The organism is Agromyces salentinus (genome assembly GCF_009749395.1).
GTDB lineage: Bacteria > Actinomycetota > Actinomycetes > Actinomycetales > Microbacteriaceae > Agromyces > Agromyces salentinus.
The window spans coordinates 14380-35213 of record NZ_WBIR01000001.1; the positions used below are offsets into that span (position 1 = coordinate 14380).

Consider the following 20834-nt stretch of genomic DNA (forward strand, 5'->3'; position numbering starts at 1 on the left):
GCGCTAGCTCCGTTCACCGAAGCCGGGGCGCGCGGGCGCCTCGACCTCTTCGAGGAAGGTGGCGCCGAGGACCTCGCGCACCACGGCCTCGCCGTATCGCTGGATGCCGCCCTGCGTCGTCGCGTTCGCGACGGACCCGGACGCACGAGATGCCGATGCGCTCGTCGACGGGGACGCCGCCTGGTCGGCGCGGGCCGGCCGGCGGTCGGTGGCGGATCGACGGTCCGCTGCTGCCGGCGGCGCCGAGCCGGTCGGCGACTCGTCGCCGGGCACGCCGCGATCGAAGTCGGGATCGAAGGGCGGCTCATCGTCGAACGGAGGCGCGTCCACGTCGTCGGGCACGGGAGTCGTGTCGGGCACCCTCGCGAGGTCGGACGCCCCCTCGGCTGCGGCCTGCACCTCGCGCGGGGCGACGGCCGAGACCGGCGCCTCGGCCTCGCGCACCGCGGTCAACACGGCGGTCGAGGCACCGGATGCCTCGGCAGCAACGTCATCGCGCGGGATGGCCACGGTCGCCCACGAATCGACCGGCCCCGACGGCCCTGCAGCGGGCGACGCCTGCCCGGGCGACGCCGACCGTGCTGGAGCAGGCGCAGACGCTGCAGGCCCCGTGCGCTTCGGCGCCGACGCGGTGGGAGTCGACGCGGCAGGTGATGAGCCGGACGGCCCCGAGGCGGAGGAGGTCGCAGGCGCCGGCTCGGAACCGGTGCCACCGGCCGGCCCCTTCGCCGGGGCCGGCTCGTTCGCTCGCGGCGCGGATGGCTCGGGCGGTGCGGCCGACGGCGTCGGCGGCGCCTGGCCGCCGATCACGCGAGGGATGAACTTGACCTGCACGCCGAGCACCTCGGCGATCGCAGCGCGCAGGAGCTCGGCCGGGCTCTGCACCCCTGCGCTGCCCTTGAGGTCGTTCACGTCGTTCTGGCTGGGGAATCCGAGGACGAGCACGTCGCCCTCGGAGCGATACTCGATGACCTGTGCCGTGAGCGCCGCCATCCAGGCGGTGCGCTTGACGCGCTGCAGTGCCGAGAGCACCTCGGGCCATGCGTCGCGCATCTGCTGGAGGGTGACCGGCCCGACTGGCCGTGCCGCCACGGGAGCCGCGGCCCCGGGCGACGGCTCCGTCGACGCGGACGGCGCCTCCTCACCGGTGGGCTCGGGGACCGAGGCGGCGGCGGCAAGCGTCCGGGCGGCGTCGGCGACGTCGACCTCGGGAGTGCCGACGGGTGACGAACCGCCGTCGCGAACCGGTGCCGGAACAGCGGCCGCGGGTGCCGCGACCCGGGGAGCAGCCGGAGTGCGCGGGGCCTCAGCCGGAGCGGTTCCGGTCGCCGGCACCGCCGGTGCGCCCGGCCCCGCGGCGTCGGTCACGCCGACCCGTCGCTCGAGTCGCTCGACGCGGGCGAGCGCACCGCGCTGGGTGTCGTCGGCCGCCGGGACGAGCACTCGGGCGAGCATGAGCTCCAGGTGCAGGCGCGGGGACGTCGCACCGCTCATCTCGGTGAGGGTCTGGTTGACGAGATCGGCCACGCGCGAGAGTTCGGCCGCACCGAACGCGGCGGCCTGGGTGCCCATGCGAGCGAGTTCGTCGGCCGGCACGCCGCGCAGCACGGCCGCCGCGGCCTGCGGGGTCGACGCGGCGACGACGATGAGATCGCGCAGGCGCTCGAGCAGGTCCTCGACGAAGCGCCGTGGATCCTGACCGGTCTGCACGACTCGGTCGGCGGCTGCGAAGGCGCCGGCGGCGTCACCTCGCCCGACGGCGTCGACGACCTCGTCGAGCAGCGCGCCGTGCGTGTAGCCGAGCAGCGCGACGGCCCGCTCGTAGTCGATGCTCGTGCCCTCGGACCCCGCGATGAGCTGGTCGAGCAGCGAGAGCGTGTCTCGGGGCGACCCGCCTCCCGCTCGGACCACGAGCGGCAGCACGCCGGGCGCGACCTCGACCCCCTCTTCGGTGCAGAGCTGCTGCACGTACTCGAGCATCGGGCCGGGCGGCACGAGGCGGAACGGATAGTGGTGGGTGCGCGAGCGGATGGTGCCGAGCACCTTGTCGGGCTCCGTCGTGGCGAAGATGAACTTCACGTGCTCGGGCGGCTCCTCGACGAGCTTCAGCAGCGCGTTGAAGCCCTGCGGCGTCACCATGTGCGCCTCGTCGAGGATGAAGATCTTGTAGCGATCGCGCGCCGGAGCGAACACGGCGCGCTCGCGCAGGTCGCGCGCGTCGTCGACGCCGTTGTGGCTCGCGGCGTCGATCTCGACGACGTCGAGCGACCCGCCGCCGCCACGCGCGAGCTCGACGCAGCTCGGGCAGGTGCCACACGGGACATCTGTCGGGCCCTCTGCGCAGTTCAGGCAGCGGGCGAGGATGCGGGCCGAGGTCGTCTTGCCGCAGCCGCGCGGGCCGCTGAACAGGTACGCGTGATTGACGCGGTCGGTGCGCAGCGCCGTCATGAGCGGATCGGTCACCTGCGACTGTCCGATCATCTCGGCGAACGTCTCAGGCCGATAACGGCGATACAGGGCGGTGACCACGGCTCAATGTTAGTTGCCGCGTCCGACACTCGGACCGGTCGCCTCGGGCGTAACATGCGGTGACCGAAGGGGGACGGCATGACGGCGACGATGATGACACCGGCACAGCTCGCGAGATTCGAGGCGAGGCTCCTCGCAGAGCGGGCCGACGCAGAGGAGCGCCTCGCCGAGTTCGACGGCGTGATGACCGAGGTGCGCATCGCCAGGACCGACGCCACGGCCGACGACGAGCACGACCCCGAGGGGCCGACGATGACCCAGGAGTGGTCGCAGCGCAGCGCCGTGCTCGCCGATGTGCGCGCCGAGCTGGCCGACGTCGACCGCGCCATCGCCCGCATCGCGAACGGCAGCTACGGGGTCTGCACGAACTGCGGCAAGCGCATCACGGTCGCGCGGCTCGATGCGCGCCCGACCGCCGAGCTCTGCATCGACTGCGCCCGCCAGGCGCGCTGAGCCCCCGCACCACCTCGCACCGAGGGGATGCCGCGGCACGGGTCACGTCGATGCCGGCGCCGCCTCCGACTGCGACGCCGTCGAGAGCCCGGCGAAACCTCGGACGAAGAGCGGGCTCGCGGCGAGCACCAGGTAGAGGCTCGCGGCCGTGACGAGGGTCGGGGTCAGGCCGAGCTGCTCGACCGCGAGGCCCCCGAGCAGTGCACCGAGCGGCATCGAGGCCGCCACGCCGGCGGTCACCGCACCGAAGACCCTCGCCCGCATGCCGTCGGGCACCTCCCGGTACATCGCCGTGGCGATCATCGGGTTCAGCATGCCCGCGGCCAGACCCGATCCGACGAGCACCACGAGCAGCACCGGCAGGGGCACGTGCAGCGCCATCGCGAGGTAGGGCGGCACGCCCGCGAGGATGAAGCAGGCCGCGAACACCACGCGTCCCGACCACCGGTGCCCGGTCCGGCCGAACACCGCGGAACCCGTGAGCGCTCCCCCGGCGAAGCACGCGACCATGCCGCCGAGCAGCGCCGGTTCGCCGAGCACCTCGGTCGCGTACACGGGCTTCAGCACCGTCATGCCCGCAGCATCGATCGCGTTGGTCAGGGTCACGAGCAGCACGACGGCGAGCAGCAGCGGCGAGCGCATGATGAACCGGATGCCGGCGACGAATCCGCCCCGCACCGTGTCGTTCTCGGCGAGCGCCTCAGGCGCGGTGGCTGCCGCGCGCGGCACCAGGCAGAGCACGAGCAGCGCCGAGACGAGGAAGCCCGCCGCGTCGAACAGGAGCGCCGGCATCGGGCCGGCGAGCGCGAGCGCCGCCCCCGCGATGCCGGCTCCGATCAGCGTGGCGGTGCGTTGCACCGTCGACTGCACGCCTGCGGCGCGGGCGAGCGGGATCCGAGCGAGGGCCGCGAGGTCGGGCACGAGCACCGTCTTGGCCGTGTCGCCCGGCGGATCGAGCAGCCCGCCGAGGAACACCAGGGCGAGCAGGACCCCGAAGTGCAGGCCGACGGTCGCCGCGAGCACGGGGATCGCCACGATGGTCAGCCCGCTCGCGAGATCGGCGACGACGCTCGACACCCGGTAGCCGAACCGGTCGACGAGCACGCCTCCGAGCGCGCCGCCGATGACGAGGGGCACCGTCGCGAAGACGCCCGCGACGCCGGCCGCGAGCGGCGAGCCGGTCTGCTGCAGGGCGATGATCGGGATGGCGATGAGCGCGATCGCGTTTCCCGAGAGCGAGAAGAACTGCGCCGTGAACAGTGCCACGATCGGCAGGCGCCGGCGCGAGGCATCCGTCATCGGGTGGCGCTCGGGCACGCCCGGCGCGCCCAGGTCGACCGACTCGATGCTCGCATGGGGCCCGGCGGAGGGCGCGGACTCTCCGGTCATGCTGCGCTCCGCGGGAACACGTGCGTGATCCACCGCACGAGACGCGTGCCGGGCCTCGCCTCGCGCCCGCGCGCCCACCACTTCTCGTGCACCGCGTCGAGTTCCGCGGTGAGCTCGCGCATCTCGTCGATCGTGAGGTGGGCGGCGCCGTCGCTCGAGTCCGACGCGGCGACCCAGTCGGCGTCGAGCGCCATCTCTGCGTCGAGCGCATCGAGGAGTTCGCGGTGGTACGACTCGAGCACCGTGCGCCGCATGGCCTCGGATGCCTCGCGGCGATCGGGATCGTCGAGGAACTCCTCGGCACGCATCACGGTCATCTCGTGGGCGGACTTCCACCAGCGTTCGCGTCCGTCGCGCTCGCGCTCGGGTGCCGGCACCACGAATCCGTGCTTGGCCAGCGTGCCGAGGTGGTAGCTGACGGATCCGGATGCCGCTCCCGTCGCCTGCACGAGCATGCCGACCGAATGCGGGCCTCCGGTGCGCAGGAGGCCCAGGATCCGCAGGCGCAGTGGATGCGCGAGCGCCCGCATCGAGCCCGCATCGTGCAGGCCGATGCGGCCCTCGGTCATGGCCTCAACGGCCTGACCGGGCTCGGCCGTCTGCCCCTCGTCCGCGTCAGCGCCTCTGGTGTCCATGCGGCAAGGCTAGTTCAGCAAGAACTCTTGCACAACAGTTCTTGCGGAATTTCGCGAGCGCTACCGAACTCAGCAGGCGCAGCCCGAGGAGCGCCCGGCGGGACGCGACATCCGGGATCTCCTGACTTCGCCGCCATCGCGACCGCGCGACCAGCCGGGACGGCGCCCGGCCGACAGGTCAGGCGTGCACGACCTCGAGCGTCTGGCGCGCGATCTCGAGCTCCTCGTTCGTCGGCACGACGAGCACGGCCGTGCGGGAGGCGTCGGTCGAGATGCGCCGCGCGCCGCGCTCGGGCGACGTGTTGCGCTCCTCGTCGACCTCGACGCCGAACCAGTCGAGTCCCTCGAGCGCCGCGGCGCGGACGCCGGCGGAGTTCTCGCCCACGCCGGCCGTGAAGACGATCGCGTCGACCCGGCCGAGCTGGGCGGCGTACGCGCCCACGTAGGAACGCAGGCGGTGCGCGTAGACGTCGAACGCGACGACGGATGCGGGGTCGCCCTCAGCGCGGGCGGCCTCGAGGTCGCGCATGTCGGCGTGCCCGCTGAGGCCCAGGATGCCGCTCCGCGAGTTGAGGAGCCGGTCGGTCGCGTCGGCGTCCAGGCCCGCGCGGCGCTGCAGGTGCAGCAGCACCGCCGGATCGATGTCGCCCGAGCGCGTGCCCATGACGAGGCCCTCGAGCGGCGTCATGCCCATGCTCGTGTCGACGGAGCGTCCCTCGGCGACCGCGCACGCGGAGGCGCCGTTGCCGAGGTGCAGCACGATCAGGCGGAGTTCCTCGACGGGCGAGCCCAGGAACTCGGCGGCCGCACGCGACACGAACCGGTGCGACGTACCGTGGAACCCGTAGCGTCGCACGCGGTGCTTCTCGGCGAGCGCCCGGTCGATGGCGTACGTGTACGCGGCGGGCGGCATCGTCTGGTGGAAGGCGCTGTCGAACACCGCGACGTGCGGCACGTCGGGGAACGCCCGCTCGGCCGCCCGGATGCCGGCGAGGTTCGCCGGATTGTGCAGCGGCGCGAGCACCGAGAGCTCGTCGATGTTGATCTTCACGAGCTCGGTGACCACGGTCGGCTCGAAGAAGCGCGCGCCGCCCTGCACGACGCGGTGGCCCACGGCGATCGGTGGGCTGCTCTCGAGCGAGGGCCCGTGCTCGGCGAACGCCGCCAGCATCCGCTCGAATGCCGCGTCGTGGTCGGCGACCTCGACGTCGCCGGAGAACTTCTCGACCTCGCCGGAGGGTTGCGGCACGGAGTGCGTCGCGCGGCCCGACTCGGCGCCGATGCGCTCGATGAGCCCGCTCGCGAGCGGCTCACCGGCCTCGACGTCGAGCAGCTGGTACTTCAGGGAGGAGGAACCCGAGTTGACGACGAGGACGATGCTCACGAGGCATCCGCCGCCTGGATCGCCGTGATGGCGACGGTGTTCACGATGTCCTGCACGAGGGCCCCCCTCGAGAGGTCGTTGACGGGCTTGTTGAGGCCCTGCAGCACGGGGCCGATCGCGACGGCGCCCGCCGAGCGCTGCACCGCCTTGTACGTGTTGTTGCCCGTGTTGAGGTCGGGGAAGATGAACACCGTCGCCCGGCCCGCGACATCCGACTCGGGGAGCTTCGTGCGCGCGACCGCGGCGTCGGCGGCCGCGTCGTACTGGATCGGCCCCTCGACCGCGAGCTCGGGCGCCCGCTCGCGCACGAGCGCGGTCGCCCGGCGTACCTTCTCGACATCCGCGCCCGAACCCGACTCCCCCGTCGAGTACGAGAGCATCGCGACGCGCGGCTCGATGCCGAACTGCGCGGCCGTGAGCGCGGAGGAGATCGCGATGTCGGCCAGCTGTTCGGCCGTGGGGTCGGGCACGACGGCGCAGTCGCCGTAGACGAGCACGCGGTCGGCGAGGGCCATGAGGAACACGCTGGACACGACCTCGACGCCCGGCTTCGTCTTCACGATCTCGAAGGAGGGGCGGATGGTGTGCGCCGTCGTGTGCGCGGCCCCCGACACCATGCCGTCGGCGAGGCCCAGCTCGACCATCATGGTGCCGAAGTAGGACACGTCCTGGACGGTGTCGCGCGCCTGCTCGAGCGTGACGCCCTTGTGGGCGCGACGGCGCTGGTACTCCTCGGCGAACCGAGTGACGTAGACGTAGTCGTGGTTGGAGAGCACGGTCGCCCGCGAGATGTCGAGGCCGAGCCCGATCGCGCGCGAGCGCACCTCGATCTCCTCGCCGAGGATGGTGAGGTCGGCGACGTCGCGGGCGAGCAGCGTGGCCGCGGCGCGCAGCACCCGGTCGTCGTAGCCCTCGGGCAGCACGATGTGCTTGCGGACGCTCCTGGCGCGCTCGAGCAGGCCGTACTCGAACATCAGCGGCGTGACGACCTCGGGGGTCGCGACGTCGAGCAGGTCGAGCAGCGCCTGGCCGTCGACGTGCCTCTCGAAGAGGGAGAGCGCCGTGTCGCGCTTGCGCTGGGACTCGGCGGCGAGGCGACCGCGCGTCTGCGTGACGGCGACGGCGGTGTCGTAGCTGCCGAGTCCGGTGCGGATGATCGGCAGGCCCGCGCGCAGGCCGTCGACGAGCCGCTCGACCTGCTCGGTGAGCGGGAACCCGCCGACGAGCACGATGCCCGACACCGAGGGGAACGTCGCAGAGGCGTGCGCGGTGAGCACGCCGATGAGCACCTCGCTGCGGTCGGCCGGCACGAGCACGACCGAGCCCTCGATGAGGCGGGTCAGCACGTTCTCCATCGACATGGCGGCGATCACGACGCCGAGCGCCTCGCGGTCGAGCAGGTCGGGGTCGCCCGCGTAGAGCTCGCCGTCGACGGCCTCCATGATCGAGCGCATCGACGGCGCGACGAGCACCTGGTCCTCGGGGATCGCCCAGACGCCGATGGCTGCCGCGCCGCGGTCGTCGTGACCGACGGCCTCGTGTGCGGGCACGCGTCGCGTGACCGGGCGCACCGCGTCGACGATCTCGTCGAGGCGATCGGCGTCGGCGCGGTTGACGACCACCCCGAGGAGGCTCGCGTGCTCGCGCGCGAGCTCGTCGATGGCGAGGTCGGCGAGCTGGGCGACCTCGTCGGGCGTGCGGGCATCGGCGTGGCCGATGTGCTCGGCGCGCGGCCGACCGCCGCCGACGCGGCCGCCGAGCACGAGCAGCACGGGGGCGCCGAGGTTCGCGGCGATGCGCGCGTTGTAGGCGAGTTCGGTCGGGCTGCCGACATCCGTGAAGTCCGAGCCGATGATGACCACCGCATCGCAGCGGTCTTCGACCGCCTTGAAGCGGCGCACGATCTCGGCGAGCGCCTCGTCGGGGTCGGCGTGCACGGCGTCGTAGTCGACGCCGATGGCCTCCTCGTAGGCGAGCGGCACGACCGCGTCGTGAGCGAGCAGCAGGTCGAGCACGTAGTCGCGCTCGTCGGTCGACCTCGCGATGGGCCGGAACACGCCGACCCGGGTCGTCCGCCTCGTGAGCGTGTCGAGGGCGCCGAGCGCGACCGTGGATTTTCCGGTGTTGCCCTCGGCAGAGCAGATGTAGATGCGGTGCGCCACGGGCCCCAGCCTATTGGTCGGAGTGGCGGCAGGGACTGGGAGTCTTCCGCGAGGGATGCGGCCGGAAACCGAGTCGCCGTCGCTTATGCTGATTCGGCCCCACGGCCGGGCCGCCTCCCCAGCGGCTCGAACCCAGCCACAGGAACCATCAGTGAACCCCATCGCCCTCATCGGAGCGGGCCCCTCCGGCCTCGCCGGTGCCCGCGCGCTCAGCCGCGCCGGCATCCCCTTCCATGGATTCGAGGCCGGCCCCGACGTCGGCGGCCTCTGGAACATCGACAACCCGCGCTCGACCATGTACGAGTCGGCACACCTCATCTCGAGCCGCACGACGACCGAGTTCGCCGAGTTCCCGATGCGCTCTACCGCCGACTACCCCGGTCACCGCGAGCTGCTCGAATACTTCCGCGACTACGCGGACAAGTTCGGCCTCCGCGAGCACTTCCGGTTCGAGACGCGCGTGACCTCGGTCGAGCCGGTCGACGGCGACACGAGCGGCGGGAGCGGATGGCGCGTCACGGCCTCGGGTCCCGACGGCGAGCGCATCACGGGCGAGTACTCGGGTGTCGTCCTCGCCAACGGCACCCTCGCGGAGCCGAACGTGCCGATCTTCCGCGGCGAGTTCGCCGGCGAGATCATGCACACGAGCGCGTACAAGCGGGCCAAGGTCTTCGACGGCCGCCGCGTGCTCATCATCGGAGCGGGCAATTCCGGATGCGACATCGCCGTCGATGCCGTGCACCACGCGGCATCCGTCGACATGTCGGTGCGCCGCGGCTATCACTTCGTGCCCCGCTACCTCTTCGGCCGCCCGTCGGACACGCTCAACCAGGGCCGCCCACTGCCGGCCCCCATCAAGCAGTTCATCGACTCACGCGTGCTCCGGGCCTTCACGGGCGACCCCGTGCGCTTCGGGTTCCCCAAGCCCGACTACAAGATCTACGAGTCGCACCCGATCGTGAACACGTTGATCCTGAACCACCTGGGCCAGGGCGACCTGCGCATCGTGCCCGACATCGACCGCTTCGACGGGCACGCCGTGCACTTCGCGGACGGATCCTCGGGCGAGTACGACCTCATCGTGCTGGCGACCGGCTACCACCTCGACTACCCGTTCGTCGACCGCGCGCACCTGAACTGGTCGGCCGCCTCGCCGAAGCTGTACCTCAACATGTTCCCGCCGTCGTTCAACGGGCTGTTCGTGCTCGGCATGATCGAGGCGTCGGGCATCGGCTGGCAGGGCCGGGCCGAGCAGGCCGACCTCATCGCGGCCTACCTCGCCGCGGAGCGCCGGGCACCGGATGCCGCCTCCGCGTTCCGGGCGAGGGCGCATGCCACGTGGCCCGACCTCAGCGGCGGGTACCGCTACCTCGGGCTCGAGCGCATGTCGTACTACGTGAACAAGGACGCCTACCGGCGGACCGTGAAGAAGCTGCACGGCACGCTGCCCGCGGCATCCGCCGGGGTCTCGACTGGCTCGACCGCCGGGGGCTCGACTGTCGGGGGCTCGACCGGCTCGACCGGCTCGACCGGCGAGGAGGCCCGCGCATGAACATCGACGACGTCGTCCTGAACTTCACGCCCGGCTCGATGATCGCCCTGAACGTCGTGCTCGGGTTCATCATGTTCGGCATCGCGCTGGACACCGCGCCGTCGGACTTCAAGGCCGTGCTCACGGCGCCGAAGGCGATGATCATCGCCCTGCTCGCGCAGATCATCCTGCTGCCGGCGGTCACGTTCGGGCTCACGCTCCTGCTGAACGTGCAGGCCTCGATCGCACTCGGCATGATCCTCGTGGCGTGCTGTCCGCCGGGCAACATCTCGCAGGTGCTGACGTACCGCGCGCGCGGCAACGTGGCCCTGTCGGTGTCGATGACGGCCGTCGCGAACGTGCTCTACATCTTCATCCTGCCCATCAGCGTCGTCTTCTGGGGCAGCATCCACCCGACCGCCTCGGAGCTCGTGCGCAGCGTGAGCCTGAACGGCTGGCAGATGCTGGTCGAGATCTTCCTCATCATCGGGCTGCCGTTCCTCGCCGGGCTCGTGATCCGCGCCCGCTGGCCGCGGTTCGCCGCGCGCGTCCAGCCGTACGCCCGCTGGATCAGCCTCGCCGCCCTCGTCGGCTTCATCGTCATCGCGCTCGTCGGCAACTGGGCGGTCTTCATGGCCTACATCGGCGTCGTGCTCGTCGCGGTGTTCCTGCACGACGCGATCGCGCTCGGCCTCGGCTACGCGAGCGCGCGCATCGGCGGGCTGCCGAGCCGGGAGCGCAAGGCCCTCACGTTCGAGGTCGGCATCCGCAACGCGGGCCTCGGCCTCGGCCTCGTGTTCACGTTCTTCGGCGGCATCGGCGGCATGGCGATCGTGGCCGGCTGGTGGGGCATCTGGGACATCATCGCGGGGCTCGCGCTCGCGAGCGCTTGGGCGAGGGTCACCAGGAAGGCGGATGCCGCGTTCGCGGCGTCGCACGCCGACGCGGCGCCCGACGAGCCGTCGTCCGACGCCGCGTCGGCCGGACCGGCCGTCCCCGGCTCGTCGGCGCCCACGGGTCCCGAGGACTCCGCATGAAGCGCGTGCTCGTCACGGGCGGCAGCGGATTCCTCGGCTCGAACGCCGTGCGCGCGCTGGCCGTGCGCCCCGACGTCGACCTCGTCATCTCGGGCGACGTGCGCCCGCCCGCGGCATCCGTGCCCGATGGCGTCGTCGTCGAGACCTGCGACGTCACGGATGCCGCGACCGTGTCGGCCGTCGTGCAGCGCCACGCGATCGACACGATCGTGCACCTCGCCGCGATCGTGGACCCGGGCGGACTGAGCGAGGAGGTCGAGCGGCGCGTCGACGTCGACGGCACGCGCAACGTGCTCGACGCCGCGGTCGCCCACGGCGTGACGCGCATCGTGGTGTCCTCGTCGGGCGCCGCCTACGGCTACCACGCCGACAGCCCCGAGTGGCTCACCGAGGACGACCCCATCCGCGGCAACGAGGAGTTCAGCTACTCCCGGCACAAGCGCCTCGTGGAGGAGCTGCTCGCGGCGTACCGCGCGGACCATCCCGGGCTCGGCCAGGTGGTGCTCCGCATCGGCACGATCCTCGGCCCGTCGGTGTCGAACCAGATCACGGCGCTCTGGGAGGGCCGGCGCATCCTGAGGATCCGTGGCTCGGAGAGCCCTTTCGTGTTCGTCTGGGTCGACGACGTGGTGGGCGCCATCGTGCAGGGCGCGACCGGTTCCGTGACCGGCGCGTTCAACGTGGCCGGCGACGGCAAGGTGACGGTGACCGAGATCGCCGAGGCGTTCGGCACGCCGACGCTCACCGTGTCGCCCGCCCTGCTCGGCGCGGCGCTGCGCGTCGGGCACGCGCTGCGGTTGACGGTGCACGACGCCGACCGCGTGGGGTTCCTGCAGCACCGCCCCGTGCTCGACAATTCGCGGCTCAAGACCGTGCTCGGCTACACGCCGGCCAAGACCAGCCGCGAGGCCTTCGACGCCTACCTGGCCGCCCGAGCCGTTCGCCTCGCGGGCCACGTCTGATCCGGGGCTGGTGCTCGCCCCCTCGCATGGGTTTGGAAGGGCACCAGCGGGCGATCGATCGCCCAGTGATCGAGATGGTCTTCAGCTGAAGGAGGTGGCGTCGATGGGGCACTGGTGGTGGCGTTGATGAGCAATCGGTGATCCCGGCCTGAGCTGCGGATCACCTTCACCTGATGAGGGTGGGGCGGGAGACCGCCCCACCCTCACCTCGTTCTCCGCCGGCATCCGCACGCAGGTGTGGAGGCGGCCGCGCTCAGAACCTCGCCCAAGGCCTGCCGTTGTAGGGCCGCTCGACCTCACGCGGATCGAGGACCCGACCCTCGTCATCGACGTACTCCCGCCAGGCACGGGGAACCAACCGTGCCATCCCGAGGATCGAGCGGAGCCACAGGACGACGGTCGTGACCGCCGCGACCGTGAGCACCCAGTCGAGGCCCATCAAGGTTCCCTCGCGCGCGCCCACGAGGCCGAGCACGAGCATGCAGGAGACGGTCGTGAAGGCGCCGGCCAGGTTGAGCACCGAGCGCGTGCCGCGCCGCGTCCCGCGGAGCGGGAGCGGGATCGACGCGATCGCGACGACGACGAGCACCGCGACGGCCAGGTACATCCCGGGCCAGGGAGGCGTGAACGCCGGGAAACCCTCGGGCGCCGGCTCTCCCTCGACGGGGTAGTTGCCCATGACCAGCGAGATGACGAGGGCCGCGACGAACGGCAGCGCGCCGCAGAGGATCCACAGGACGGTGATGAGGAAGGCGCCGTCCCAGATGCGGGACTCCAGGCGCAGTTGCCGGGCAAGACGATCTCCCCCGGGTGAACGGGTGCAGTGGGCCGGATGCGTCATGGTCGCCCCACGGTACCGGAGTCCGCACGTTCGGGCCGGTCGGTCATTTGGACCGCGCGGCTCGGGTAGACTGTCGGAGGCTCCTCACGTGGCGCCATCCAGGCCAACTCCCCCAGGGCGGAAACGCAGCAAGGGTAACCGGGCTCTGGCGGGTGCGTGAGGGGTCTTCAGGAGGATTCGCCTAGTGGCCTATGGCGCACGCTTGGAAAGCGTGTTGGGTGCAAGCCCTCGGGGGTTCGAATCCCCCATCCTCCGCAGAACGCGAACGGCCCGATCAGGAGCTGATCGGGCCGTTCGGCGTTTCGGGCCGCTTCCTACCCCTTGAGCCCCGACGAGGCGACGCCGTCGATGATCTGGCGCTGGGCGATGAAGAACACGATGATCATCGGGATCGTCGTGATCACGCTCGCGGTGATGATGATCTCCCAGTGCCACTCCCCGCCGAACCCGAACGCGTCGACGAGCGACTTGAGGCCCCGCGGCACCGTGAAGGTGTCGGAGTCCCGCAGGTAGATGAGCGCCCGCATCAGGTCGGTCCACACGGCCTGGACCTCGAACACGAGCACCACGGCGAGCGCCGGCCGGCAGAGCGGGAGTGCGATGCGCCAGAACACGCCGAACTGGGATGCCCCGTCGATGCGGGCGGCTTCGAAGAGGTCGCGCGGCAGGCCGAGGAAGAACTGGCGCAGCAGGAAGATGTAGAACGCGCTGCCGAAGAGGTTGCCCGCCCAGAGCGGCGTCAGCGTGCCGACCTGCCCGAGGCCGTTCCAGATCAGGAACGTCGGGATCATGGTGACGGCGCCGGGCAGCATCATCGTCGCGAGCACCAGGCCGAAGAGCGCGCCGCGTCCCCGGAAGCGGAAGTACGAGAACCCCCACGCGACCATCGCGCTCGAGAGGGTCACCGTCACCGCCGCGAGCACCGTGACGATGACGGTGTTCATCAGCCACAGCCCGAGCGGGGCCTCCTGCCAGACCTGCACGTAGTTGTCGAGCGTGAACGTCTGGGGAATGAGCCGATTGTCGAACACCTCCGTGCGCGGCTTGAAGGAGGCGCTCACGAGCCAGACGAACGGGTAGACGAACACGAGCCCGAGCAGGCTCAGCGCGACCCAGGCGAAGACCCGGCTCGCCCTCGTCCGACGGCGGCGTCCGGTACCGCGCAAGGTCTCGGCGTCGGTGGGCGGGACGGTCGCGGCCGCCGCGGCCGGGACCGCGGCATCCCGGCGCGGCGCGGGGCCGGCGGTGCCCCCCACGGGCAGGTCGACGTCGACGCTCATCGGTCCCCCTCGTAGTAGACGAACCGTCGCGACACGATCAACTGGATCGCGGTGACGATCATGATGACGAGGAACAGGCACCACGCCATCGCCGAGGCGTACCCCATGTTCAGGAACTCGAACGCCTGCTGGAAGAGGTAGATGACGTAGAAGAGCGCGGCGTCGTTGCTGTAGGTGGTGTTGCCCGCCCCGAAGAACGCCGTGTAGGCCTCGTCGAAGGTCTGCAGCCCGGCGATCGTGTTCACGATGATGATGAAGAACAGCGCGGGGCTGATCATCGGCAGCGTGATGCTGAACGACGTGCGCCAGAAGCCGGCTCCGTCGAGCTTCGCCGACTCGTACAGGGTCTCGGGCACGTTGCGGAGGGCGGCGAGCAGGATGATGACGGATGACCCGACCGTCCACAACGACATGAAGATCAGGCCCGGCTTGACCCAGGCCGGGTCGGTGGTCCACGCCGGGCCGTCGATGCCGAACCAGCCGAGCACCGTGTTCACCAGGCCGTTCTGCCCGTTGAACAGCAGGAGGAAGAGCACGCCCACGGCGACCGGCGGCGTCATCTTCGGCAGGAAGAACACCGTCCGGAAGAAGCCGGAGGCACGGCCCGCCCGGTCGAGCAGCAGCGCGAGGGCGAGCGAGACGATGATGTAGAGCGGCACCTGCACGAGCGTGAAGAACGCCGTGTTCCCGAGGGCGAGGAGCACCTTGGGATCGGCCGCGAGCTGGGCGTAGTTCTCGAATCCGACGAAGTTCGGGTCGTTGATCACGTCGTAGTCGGTGAGCGAGAGATACGCGCTGTAGATCATCGGCCAGGCCGTGAAGACGAGGAAGCCCAAGATCCACGGGCTGAGGAACAGCAGCGCGGACCCCACGTTGCGCCGGCTCGCGCGCCGGCGGTTGCGCTCGCGCACCTCGGGGGCGGCGGAGTGGCGTTCCTTCACCCCACCGCCCGTCATGGGGGCCGTGGCCGTCATTCGGCGCCGCGTTCCTCGAGCGTCTTCCAGCCCTCGTCGAGGGCCTTCTGGGCGGTCTCCTGTGCTTCGGCGAGCGCCTCCTCCGCCGTCGCCTCGCCGTTCAGCACGCTGTTCACGGCGTCCTGCATGGCCTGCTCGAACTCCGCGTCGGCGGGGTTCGCGGGGAGCGAGACGGTGTGGTCGTTGGCCTCGTACATGGCCTCGACCCCGGCGTCCCACGGCTCTCCGCCCGAGGTGACCATGCCGCGGATCTCCTCGTCGGCCACGCTGTTGCCGGTCAGGATGCCGGTGAACGGCTTGCCCTCGTCCTCGCGCACCGCGAGCCGGGCGTCGGCCGCCGCTCGCCATGCGTCCACCGAGGTCATCGCCCTGGCCCAGCGGCAGGCCGCCGCCGCGTTCTCGGTGCCGGAGGGGATGGCCCAGGCCGAACCGCCCGCGAACGCGATCGGCTCGCCCGAGGTCGTCCGGACGGTGTCGAACGCCATGGGGGCGTCGGGCGACGCCTCGTTCAGCACGTTGATGTACCACTGCTCCATCGGCATGGCGCCCAGCACGTTCGTGGCGAACTGGTTGCCCTCGCCGAAGAAGTCGGCGGAGTCGCGGAACGCCTTCACCGCGCTGAAGCCGCCCTGGTCCTCGTAGATGCCGACGCCCCAGGTGAGGGCGTCGACGGCCTCCTGCGAGTCGAGCGACGCGGTGCGTCCGTCCTCCGAGAGGAGCGAGCCCCCCGCGGCGGCCACCCAGAGCGGAAGGAACTCCGGCAGCTTCGAGTCGACGCCGATGACGCTGAGCGAGCCCCCGTCGGACTTGGTGAGTGCGCGATTCGCCTCGGTCATCGCGGCACGATCGGACCCGTTGACGTCTTCGATCGAGACGCCGGCGGCCGCGAGCAGGTCGGCGTTGGCCATCGTCACCTGCACCTGGTTGAACTCGGGGATGCCGTACACCTGGCCGTCGAGCGTCACCTGGTCGACGGCCGACTCGCGGAACTGCCCCATGTCGATGCCCTCGCCCTCGATGCACCGCTCGAGCGGGATGATCGCGCCCCGGGCGGCGAGGGAGCCGATCTGGTCACGGTCGGCGTAGAGCAGCTCGGGCGGTTCGCCCGAGGCCACCGCGGAGAGGAACTGCTGGATGTCCAGGTCGCCCTCGATGAGTTCGACCTCGACGTCGCCGAGTTCGGCCTCGGCGAAGTCGACACGCGAGGTGGCGACCTCGTCGACGCCCGAGAACCCCATGACCGAGAGCTCACCGTCGAGCGTCGCCCCCGAGTCGTACTCGGCCGTGTCCTCCTGCGCGCCGCCGCCGGTGCCGACCGCGCATCCGCCCATGGCGACGACCGCGATCGCGACGCCTGCCGTCCAAGAAATCCTCCGTGATCGGTGCATTCGAAGCCTCCATCCCTCGCGCCCGCTCGTGGCGTGGCGACACCGTCACGGTAGGCAGCGAGCGTGCCACCCGAGAAGGGGCTTGACAGAAGCGCTTCTCCCGACAGCACCCCTCCCGGGTATTCCGCCCGGCGGATGGCATGACGGCGGATAACAGGCGCTTCCGGGCCGCACAACCCCCCTCCGCGACATCCGGGGACCTGCTTACCGTGGCACTGGGCGACGCACGTGCGCCCTGAACAGGAGGAGACCATGAGTACGACCCTCACCTCGTCGACCGAGGTCGACGTCCCCGTCCGCACGGCGTACAACCAGTGGACGCAGTTCGAGTCATTCCCCGAGTTCCTCGGCGGTGTCGAGGAGGTGCGCCAGCTCGACGACACCCTGACCCACTGGGTGGTGTCGATCGGCGGCGTGAAGCGCGAGTTCGACGCCGAGATCGGCGACCAGGTTCCCGACGACCACGTCTCATGGGCGAGCGTCGGCGACGAGCCGTTCCACACCGGACGCGTGCAGTTCACCCCGCTCGGGGCCGACCGCACGCGCGTCGACCTCGAGATCGAGTGGGAGCCCCAGGGCTTCGTGGAGAAGGCCGGCGCGGCGCTCCAACTCGACGACCTCCAGGTCACGCGCGACCTCTCGCGCTTCAAGTCGTTCATCGAGGACCGCGAGCGCGCGACGGGCGCCTGGCGCGGCGAGGTGCACGGCGGCGACACCACCGGCACGGCCACCACGAGCGGGCTGGGGGCCGGCGGCCTGCCGCCGCAGACCCTCTGACGGAGGCCGTCAGGAGAGCCCGGCGCCCGATGGGTGCCGGGCTCTCCGGCTGCCACGCGGCATCCGTGTCCTCATTAATGCCGAATAGCGCGCCCGGTGCGCCCTCCCCCATGATTTCAGAGATGTCAGCGGCGAGGATGGATACGCGGAGTGGGGACTCAGGGGGCTCCTCCATCGGATCCGGGGCAGTAAGGGGCGACGGCCTCAGGGTGTACACCCTGAGGCCGCGTCGCACCCTCGGCCGCAACATCGGCTTCTCGATCGCGGCGCTGCTGCTGCCGATCCTCGCGACCCAGCTGTGGTTCCTCGATCCGAGCGGCGCGTGGTCGCTCTTCGCCGGGGCGGGCGCGGTCATCGCGGCACTGCTCGTGATCGCCTGGATCGCCTACCAGCGCACGCAGGCCTCGGTCAGTCGCTACGGCATCGTCGAGCGCGGCTTCTTCGGCGGCACGTACACGATCCCCTCGCGCGACATCGCGACGGTGCTGCGGGTGCAGCTCTATCGCGGTAGCAGCCTCGACACCACGCAGGAGCTGTTCGTCGTGAGCCGCAGCGGACGCGGCGTCTTCCGCATGCGCGGGCACTTCTGGAACACCTCGACGATGGACCGGATCGCCGGCATCCTCGACGTCGAGGAGACGGTGCGCACCGAGCCCGTGACGCTCGCCGAACTCCGCGAGACCGACCCTCACCTGCTCTACTGGTTCGAACGCCGCTCCCTCTCGCGCTGAGTTTCCACCGGCGTTGAGCCATCGGCCGCGTCGAGCCATCCCGTCGCCTTACGCCGGCGGAACCGCCCCGGTCGCGATGCCGAGCAGCGGCGACGTCGGCCTGCTCGAGGCGAGCTCGTGGAACCCGAGGCGATCGTAGAAGGCCCGCGCGTTCGTGTTGTTCGCATCCATGCCGAGGTGCAGCCCCGCCACGCCGCGTTCGGCGAGGGCGGCGCGGAGCGTGTCGACGAGGCGCCGGCCGAAGCCCTTGCCCTGCAGCTCGGGCAGCAGGTCGATGTGCAGGTGCGCGGGGTACTCGCCGAGTTCGGCGATGCGCATGCGCTCGGGGTCGACGCCCGCCTTCAGCAGGTCGGCCTCGGTGAACGCGGGGGCGTGTCCCGTTGCCGGTCCGGGCGACGGATGCCGCGCCGTGAAGCCGGGGGTCCACTCGCGCTTCCACCAGTCGATGAACGCCGCCGTGTCGGCCACGCCGATGATGTAGCCGGCCGCCCGCCCGGAGCCGTCGTCGACGACGAAGGCCAACTCCGGGTCGTAGGTCACGTACGGCAGGGCGAACACGTCGGGCATCAGCGAGTCGTCGGAGTAGACGCCGGTGGCGTCGGAGCCGCCCGCCGCCGTGAGCAGGCAGATGCGCGCGACATCCGCACGGTCTTCGGCCCGGTAGCCGCGGATGAACGGATGCCGCGACTCAGCCGCGGCCTCGGCGGATGCGACGTCGGAGGCGGGATCGGAGGTCTGTTCGTGCACGAACGGTGAGCCTACGGCATCCGTCCGACGCGCTCCCGACGCGGCGCCGCCCGCTCGCGCGCCGCGACCCTCGGGCCCGGTCACCGGCGCCGGCGGGTGCCGAAGATGCCCTCGACGACACTCGTGAGCACGTCACGCGTCGCCTTGGAACCGAGCACCTGCTCGAGCATCGAGTCGCCACCGTTGCGCGAGCGGCCCGTGCCGGAGGTCCGCGTGCTGCTGCGAGGGCTTGTGCGCGCGCCGCTCGTCTGCTTCATGATGCGGTCGTACTCGGCCTGCGCGGCCTTCTCCTCCTTCGCGCGCTGCTTCTCGAGCGCGGCCTGCTGCTTGGCGAACTCCGCGTCGGCCTTCGCCTTCGCCGCGGCATCCGAGGCGGCCTGCTCGGCTGCGGCGGCGGCGTTCATCTTCGCCGTGAGGATCTCGTGGGCGGACTCGCGGTCGACCGCCGCACCGTACCTCGCCTGCAACGGCGAGGACGCCACGGCGGCGTCGATCGCGGCATCCGGGGTCGGCGACATGAGGGCCTGCGGAGCCCGCAACCGGGTCCAGGCGACCGGGCTCGGGGCCCCCTTCTCGTTCATCACGGTCACGATCGCCTCGCCCGTGCCGAGGCTCGTGAGCACCTCCTCGAGCGCATAGCCCGACTTCGGGTAGGTCGACACCGTCGCGCGCAGCGCCTTCGCGTCATCCGGGGTGAACGCGCGCAGTTGGTGCTGCACGCGCGAGCCGAGCTGGGCGAGCACGTCGGCCGGCACGTCCTTCGGGGTCTGCGTGACGAAGAAGATGCCGACCCCCTTCGAGCGGATGAGCCGCACCGTCTGCACGACCTGCTGGAGGAAGTCCTTCGAGGCGTCGGCGAAGAGCAGGTGCGCCTCGTCGAAGAAGAACACGAGCTTCGGCTTGTCGAGGTCGCCCACCTCGGGCAGGTCGTTGAAGAGGTCGGCCAGGAGCCACATGAGGAACGTCGAGTAGAGGGTGGGCCGGTCGGCCACGCCCGGCACTTCGAGGAGGCTCACGATGCCACGGCCGTCGGATGCCACGCGCAGGAACTCCGCCGTGTCGATCTCGGGTTCGCCGAAGAACGCGTCGGCGCCCGATTCGGCGAACGCCACGAGTTCGCGGAGGATCACGCCGACCGTCGCCTTGGACAGGCCGCCGAGTCCCTCGAGCTCGGCCTTGCCCTCGTCGCCGGTCAGGTACTGCAGCACGGCGCGGAGGTCCTCGAGGTCGAGCAGCGCGAGGCCGTTGTTCTCCGCGTAGTGGAACACGAGGCCGAGGCTCGACTCCTGGGTGGCGTTCAGGCCGAGCACCTTGCCGAGCAGCAACGGCCCGAAGCCCGCGACGGTCGCCCGGATCGGCACGCCCCTGCCGATGCCGCCCAGCGAGAAGTACTCGACCGGGAAGGATGCCGCCTCCCACGCCTGCCCGATGCCGTCGGTGCGCTTCAGCAGCTTCTCGTTGGCCTCCCCGGGCGTCGCGATGCCCGACAGGTCGCCCTTGATGTCGGCGGCGAAGACCGCGACGCCGTTGGCCGCGAGCTGCTCCGCGAGCACCTGCAGGGTGCGGGTCTTGCCCGTGCCCGTCGCGCCCGCGACGAGCCCGTGCCGGTTGGTCATCGCGAGCGGGATGCGCACCTGCACGTCGGGCATCGCCTCGCCGTTGACCAGCGCACCCATCTCGAGGGCGGCGCCGTCGAACGTGTAGCCGGCGCGGATCGCCGCGACGGCGTCGGCGTCGAGGGGGCCGTCTGGTGAGGGCGGGACCGGTGCGGATGCCGCGGGGCGGTCCTCCCCCGCGGGCGGTGACGCCGCGGCATCCGTCGCCCGCTGCTGCGCCTCGAGCGCCTCCTGCGCGAGCGCGGCGGCCTCCTCCGCCTTGCGGATGGCCTCCTGCGCCTGCGCCTGCAGCGCCTCCGCCGCCTCGGCGGCTGCCGCCGCCGCTTCCCGTGCCTGCGTGACCGCGTCGTCCCCCATGGGCTCGATCCTAGCCACGGGGTTGCCAGCGATACCGGAGG

The 20834-nt window shown here is 71.4% G+C and carries 17 protein-coding genes, 1 tRNA gene and 1 other RNA gene; 8 read left to right on the forward strand and 11 right to left on the reverse strand.

The genetic code is table 11. The features are described 5' to 3' along the window. Window positions 1–3: 3 nt before the first annotated feature. On the reverse strand, window positions 4–2529 hold the full coding sequence (locus GQQ95_RS00070) for a DNA polymerase III subunit gamma and tau (RefSeq protein ID WP_157425608.1): 2526 nt from the start codon (window positions 2527–2529) through the stop codon (window positions 4–6). A 78-nt stretch (window positions 2530–2607) separates the two neighbouring features. On the opposite strand from GQQ95_RS00070, the gene GQQ95_RS00075 reads away from it, so the two are divergent. Then, complete coding sequence (locus GQQ95_RS00075; protein ID WP_212275190.1) at window positions 2608–2982, forward strand: TraR/DksA family transcriptional regulator; 375 nt, start codon at window positions 2608–2610, stop codon at window positions 2980–2982. A 42-nt stretch (window positions 2983–3024) separates the two neighbouring features. On the opposite strand, the gene GQQ95_RS00080 is transcribed toward GQQ95_RS00075, so the two are convergent. The 4 genes from GQQ95_RS00080 to pta form a co-directional block, all read right to left on the reverse strand. Continuing rightward, window positions 3025–4371 carry an MFS transporter gene (locus GQQ95_RS00080; protein WP_157425609.1) on the reverse strand — a complete coding sequence of 449 codons (1347 nt, stop codon included), beginning with the start codon at window positions 4369–4371 and terminating at the stop codon, window positions 3025–3027. Continuing rightward, the gene (locus tag GQQ95_RS00085) at window positions 4368–5006 is read right to left on the reverse strand and encodes a helix-turn-helix domain-containing protein (RefSeq protein ID WP_212275192.1); all 639 of its coding nucleotides are present in this window, start codon (window positions 5004–5006) and stop codon (window positions 4368–4370) included. The genes GQQ95_RS00080 and GQQ95_RS00085 overlap by 4 nt, the downstream gene beginning before the upstream one ends. Window positions 5007–5184: 178 nt before the next feature. Beyond that, a complete protein-coding gene (locus GQQ95_RS00090; RefSeq protein ID WP_157425610.1) occupies window positions 5185–6390 on the reverse strand; it encodes an acetate/propionate family kinase in 1206 nt (401 codons plus the stop codon). Further along, window positions 6387–8552: a phosphate acetyltransferase gene (pta, locus tag GQQ95_RS00095; protein WP_157425611.1), complete on the reverse strand. Its 2166-nt coding sequence runs from the start codon at window positions 8550–8552 to the stop codon at window positions 6387–6389. The genes GQQ95_RS00090 and pta overlap by 4 nt, the downstream gene beginning before the upstream one ends. 151 nt (window positions 8553–8703) lie before the next feature. Between pta and GQQ95_RS00100 the strand changes: the two genes are divergently transcribed. The 3 genes from GQQ95_RS00100 to GQQ95_RS00110 are packed head-to-tail and all read left to right on the forward strand — an operon-like array spanning window position 8704 to window position 12082. Next, window positions 8704–10104, forward strand: a complete 1401-nt coding sequence (locus tag GQQ95_RS00100; RefSeq protein ID WP_212275194.1) for a flavin-containing monooxygenase — start codon at window positions 8704–8706, stop codon at window positions 10102–10104. Further along, window positions 10101–11120 carry a bile acid:sodium symporter family protein gene (locus GQQ95_RS00105; RefSeq protein WP_157425613.1) on the forward strand — a complete coding sequence of 340 codons (1020 nt, stop codon included), beginning with the start codon at window positions 10101–10103 and terminating at the stop codon, window positions 11118–11120. The genes GQQ95_RS00100 and GQQ95_RS00105 overlap by 4 nt, the downstream gene beginning before the upstream one ends. After that, window positions 11117–12082 carry an NAD-dependent epimerase/dehydratase family protein gene (locus GQQ95_RS00110; protein ID WP_157425614.1) on the forward strand — a complete coding sequence of 322 codons (966 nt, stop codon included), beginning with the start codon at window positions 11117–11119 and terminating at the stop codon, window positions 12080–12082. Before GQQ95_RS00105 ends, GQQ95_RS00110 begins: the two co-directional genes overlap by 4 nt. Window positions 12083–12335: 253 nt before the next feature. Here GQQ95_RS00110 and GQQ95_RS00115 read toward each other — a convergent pair whose 3' ends face one another. After that, window positions 12336–12923, reverse strand: coding sequence for a hypothetical protein (locus GQQ95_RS00115; protein ID WP_157425615.1), 588 nt, complete (start codon window positions 12921–12923; stop codon window positions 12336–12338). Between the two features lie 75 nt (window positions 12924–12998). Here GQQ95_RS00115 and ffs point away from each other — a divergent pair. Next, window positions 12999–13095: signal recognition particle sRNA small type (gene ffs / locus GQQ95_RS00120), an RNA gene on the forward strand. Then, a tRNA-Ser gene (locus tag GQQ95_RS00125) sits at window positions 13094–13178 on the forward strand. Before ffs ends, GQQ95_RS00125 begins: the two co-directional genes overlap by 2 nt. A gap of 59 nt (window positions 13179–13237) precedes the next feature. On the opposite strand, the gene GQQ95_RS00130 is transcribed toward GQQ95_RS00125, so the two are convergent. Genes GQQ95_RS00130 through GQQ95_RS00140 form a run of 3 tightly spaced genes read right to left on the reverse strand, consistent with a single transcriptional unit; the run spans window position 13238 to window position 16565 of the window. Then, the gene (locus GQQ95_RS00130) at window positions 13238–14203 is read right to left on the reverse strand and encodes a carbohydrate ABC transporter permease (RefSeq protein WP_170296913.1); all 966 of its coding nucleotides are present in this window, start codon (window positions 14201–14203) and stop codon (window positions 13238–13240) included. Then, the gene (locus GQQ95_RS00135) at window positions 14200–15159 is read right to left on the reverse strand and encodes a carbohydrate ABC transporter permease (protein WP_157426100.1); all 960 of its coding nucleotides are present in this window, start codon (window positions 15157–15159) and stop codon (window positions 14200–14202) included. Before GQQ95_RS00135 ends, GQQ95_RS00130 begins: the two co-directional genes overlap by 4 nt. A 14-nt stretch (window positions 15160–15173) precedes the next feature. Beyond that, complete coding sequence (locus GQQ95_RS00140; RefSeq protein ID WP_157425616.1) at window positions 15174–16565, reverse strand: ABC transporter substrate-binding protein; 1392 nt, start codon at window positions 16563–16565, stop codon at window positions 15174–15176. Window positions 16566–16817: 252 nt separating this feature from the next. Here GQQ95_RS00140 and GQQ95_RS00145 point away from each other — a divergent pair, with 252 nt between their 5' ends. Together GQQ95_RS00145 and GQQ95_RS00150 are read left to right on the forward strand one after the other, a co-directional pair. Beyond that, entirely contained in the window at window positions 16818–17342 is a 525-nt protein-coding gene (locus GQQ95_RS00145; RefSeq protein ID WP_157425617.1) for an SRPBCC family protein, read from the forward strand. 209 nt (window positions 17343–17551) lie between these two features. Continuing rightward, window positions 17552–18073, forward strand: a complete 522-nt coding sequence (locus GQQ95_RS00150; RefSeq protein WP_157425618.1) for a hypothetical protein — start codon at window positions 17552–17554, stop codon at window positions 18071–18073. Between the two features lie 48 nt (window positions 18074–18121). Here GQQ95_RS00150 and GQQ95_RS00155 read toward each other — a convergent pair whose 3' ends face one another. Together GQQ95_RS00155 and GQQ95_RS00160 are read right to left on the reverse strand one after the other, a co-directional pair. After that, window positions 18122–18820 (reverse strand): GNAT family N-acetyltransferase, encoded by a 699-nt coding sequence (locus GQQ95_RS00155; RefSeq protein WP_157425619.1) that lies wholly within the window; start codon window positions 18818–18820, stop codon window positions 18122–18124. 80 nt (window positions 18821–18900) lie between these two features. After that, the gene (locus GQQ95_RS00160; protein WP_157425620.1) at window positions 18901–20793 is read right to left on the reverse strand and encodes a helicase HerA-like domain-containing protein; all 1893 of its coding nucleotides are present in this window, start codon (window positions 20791–20793) and stop codon (window positions 18901–18903) included. Window positions 20794–20834 lie beyond the last annotated feature (41 nt).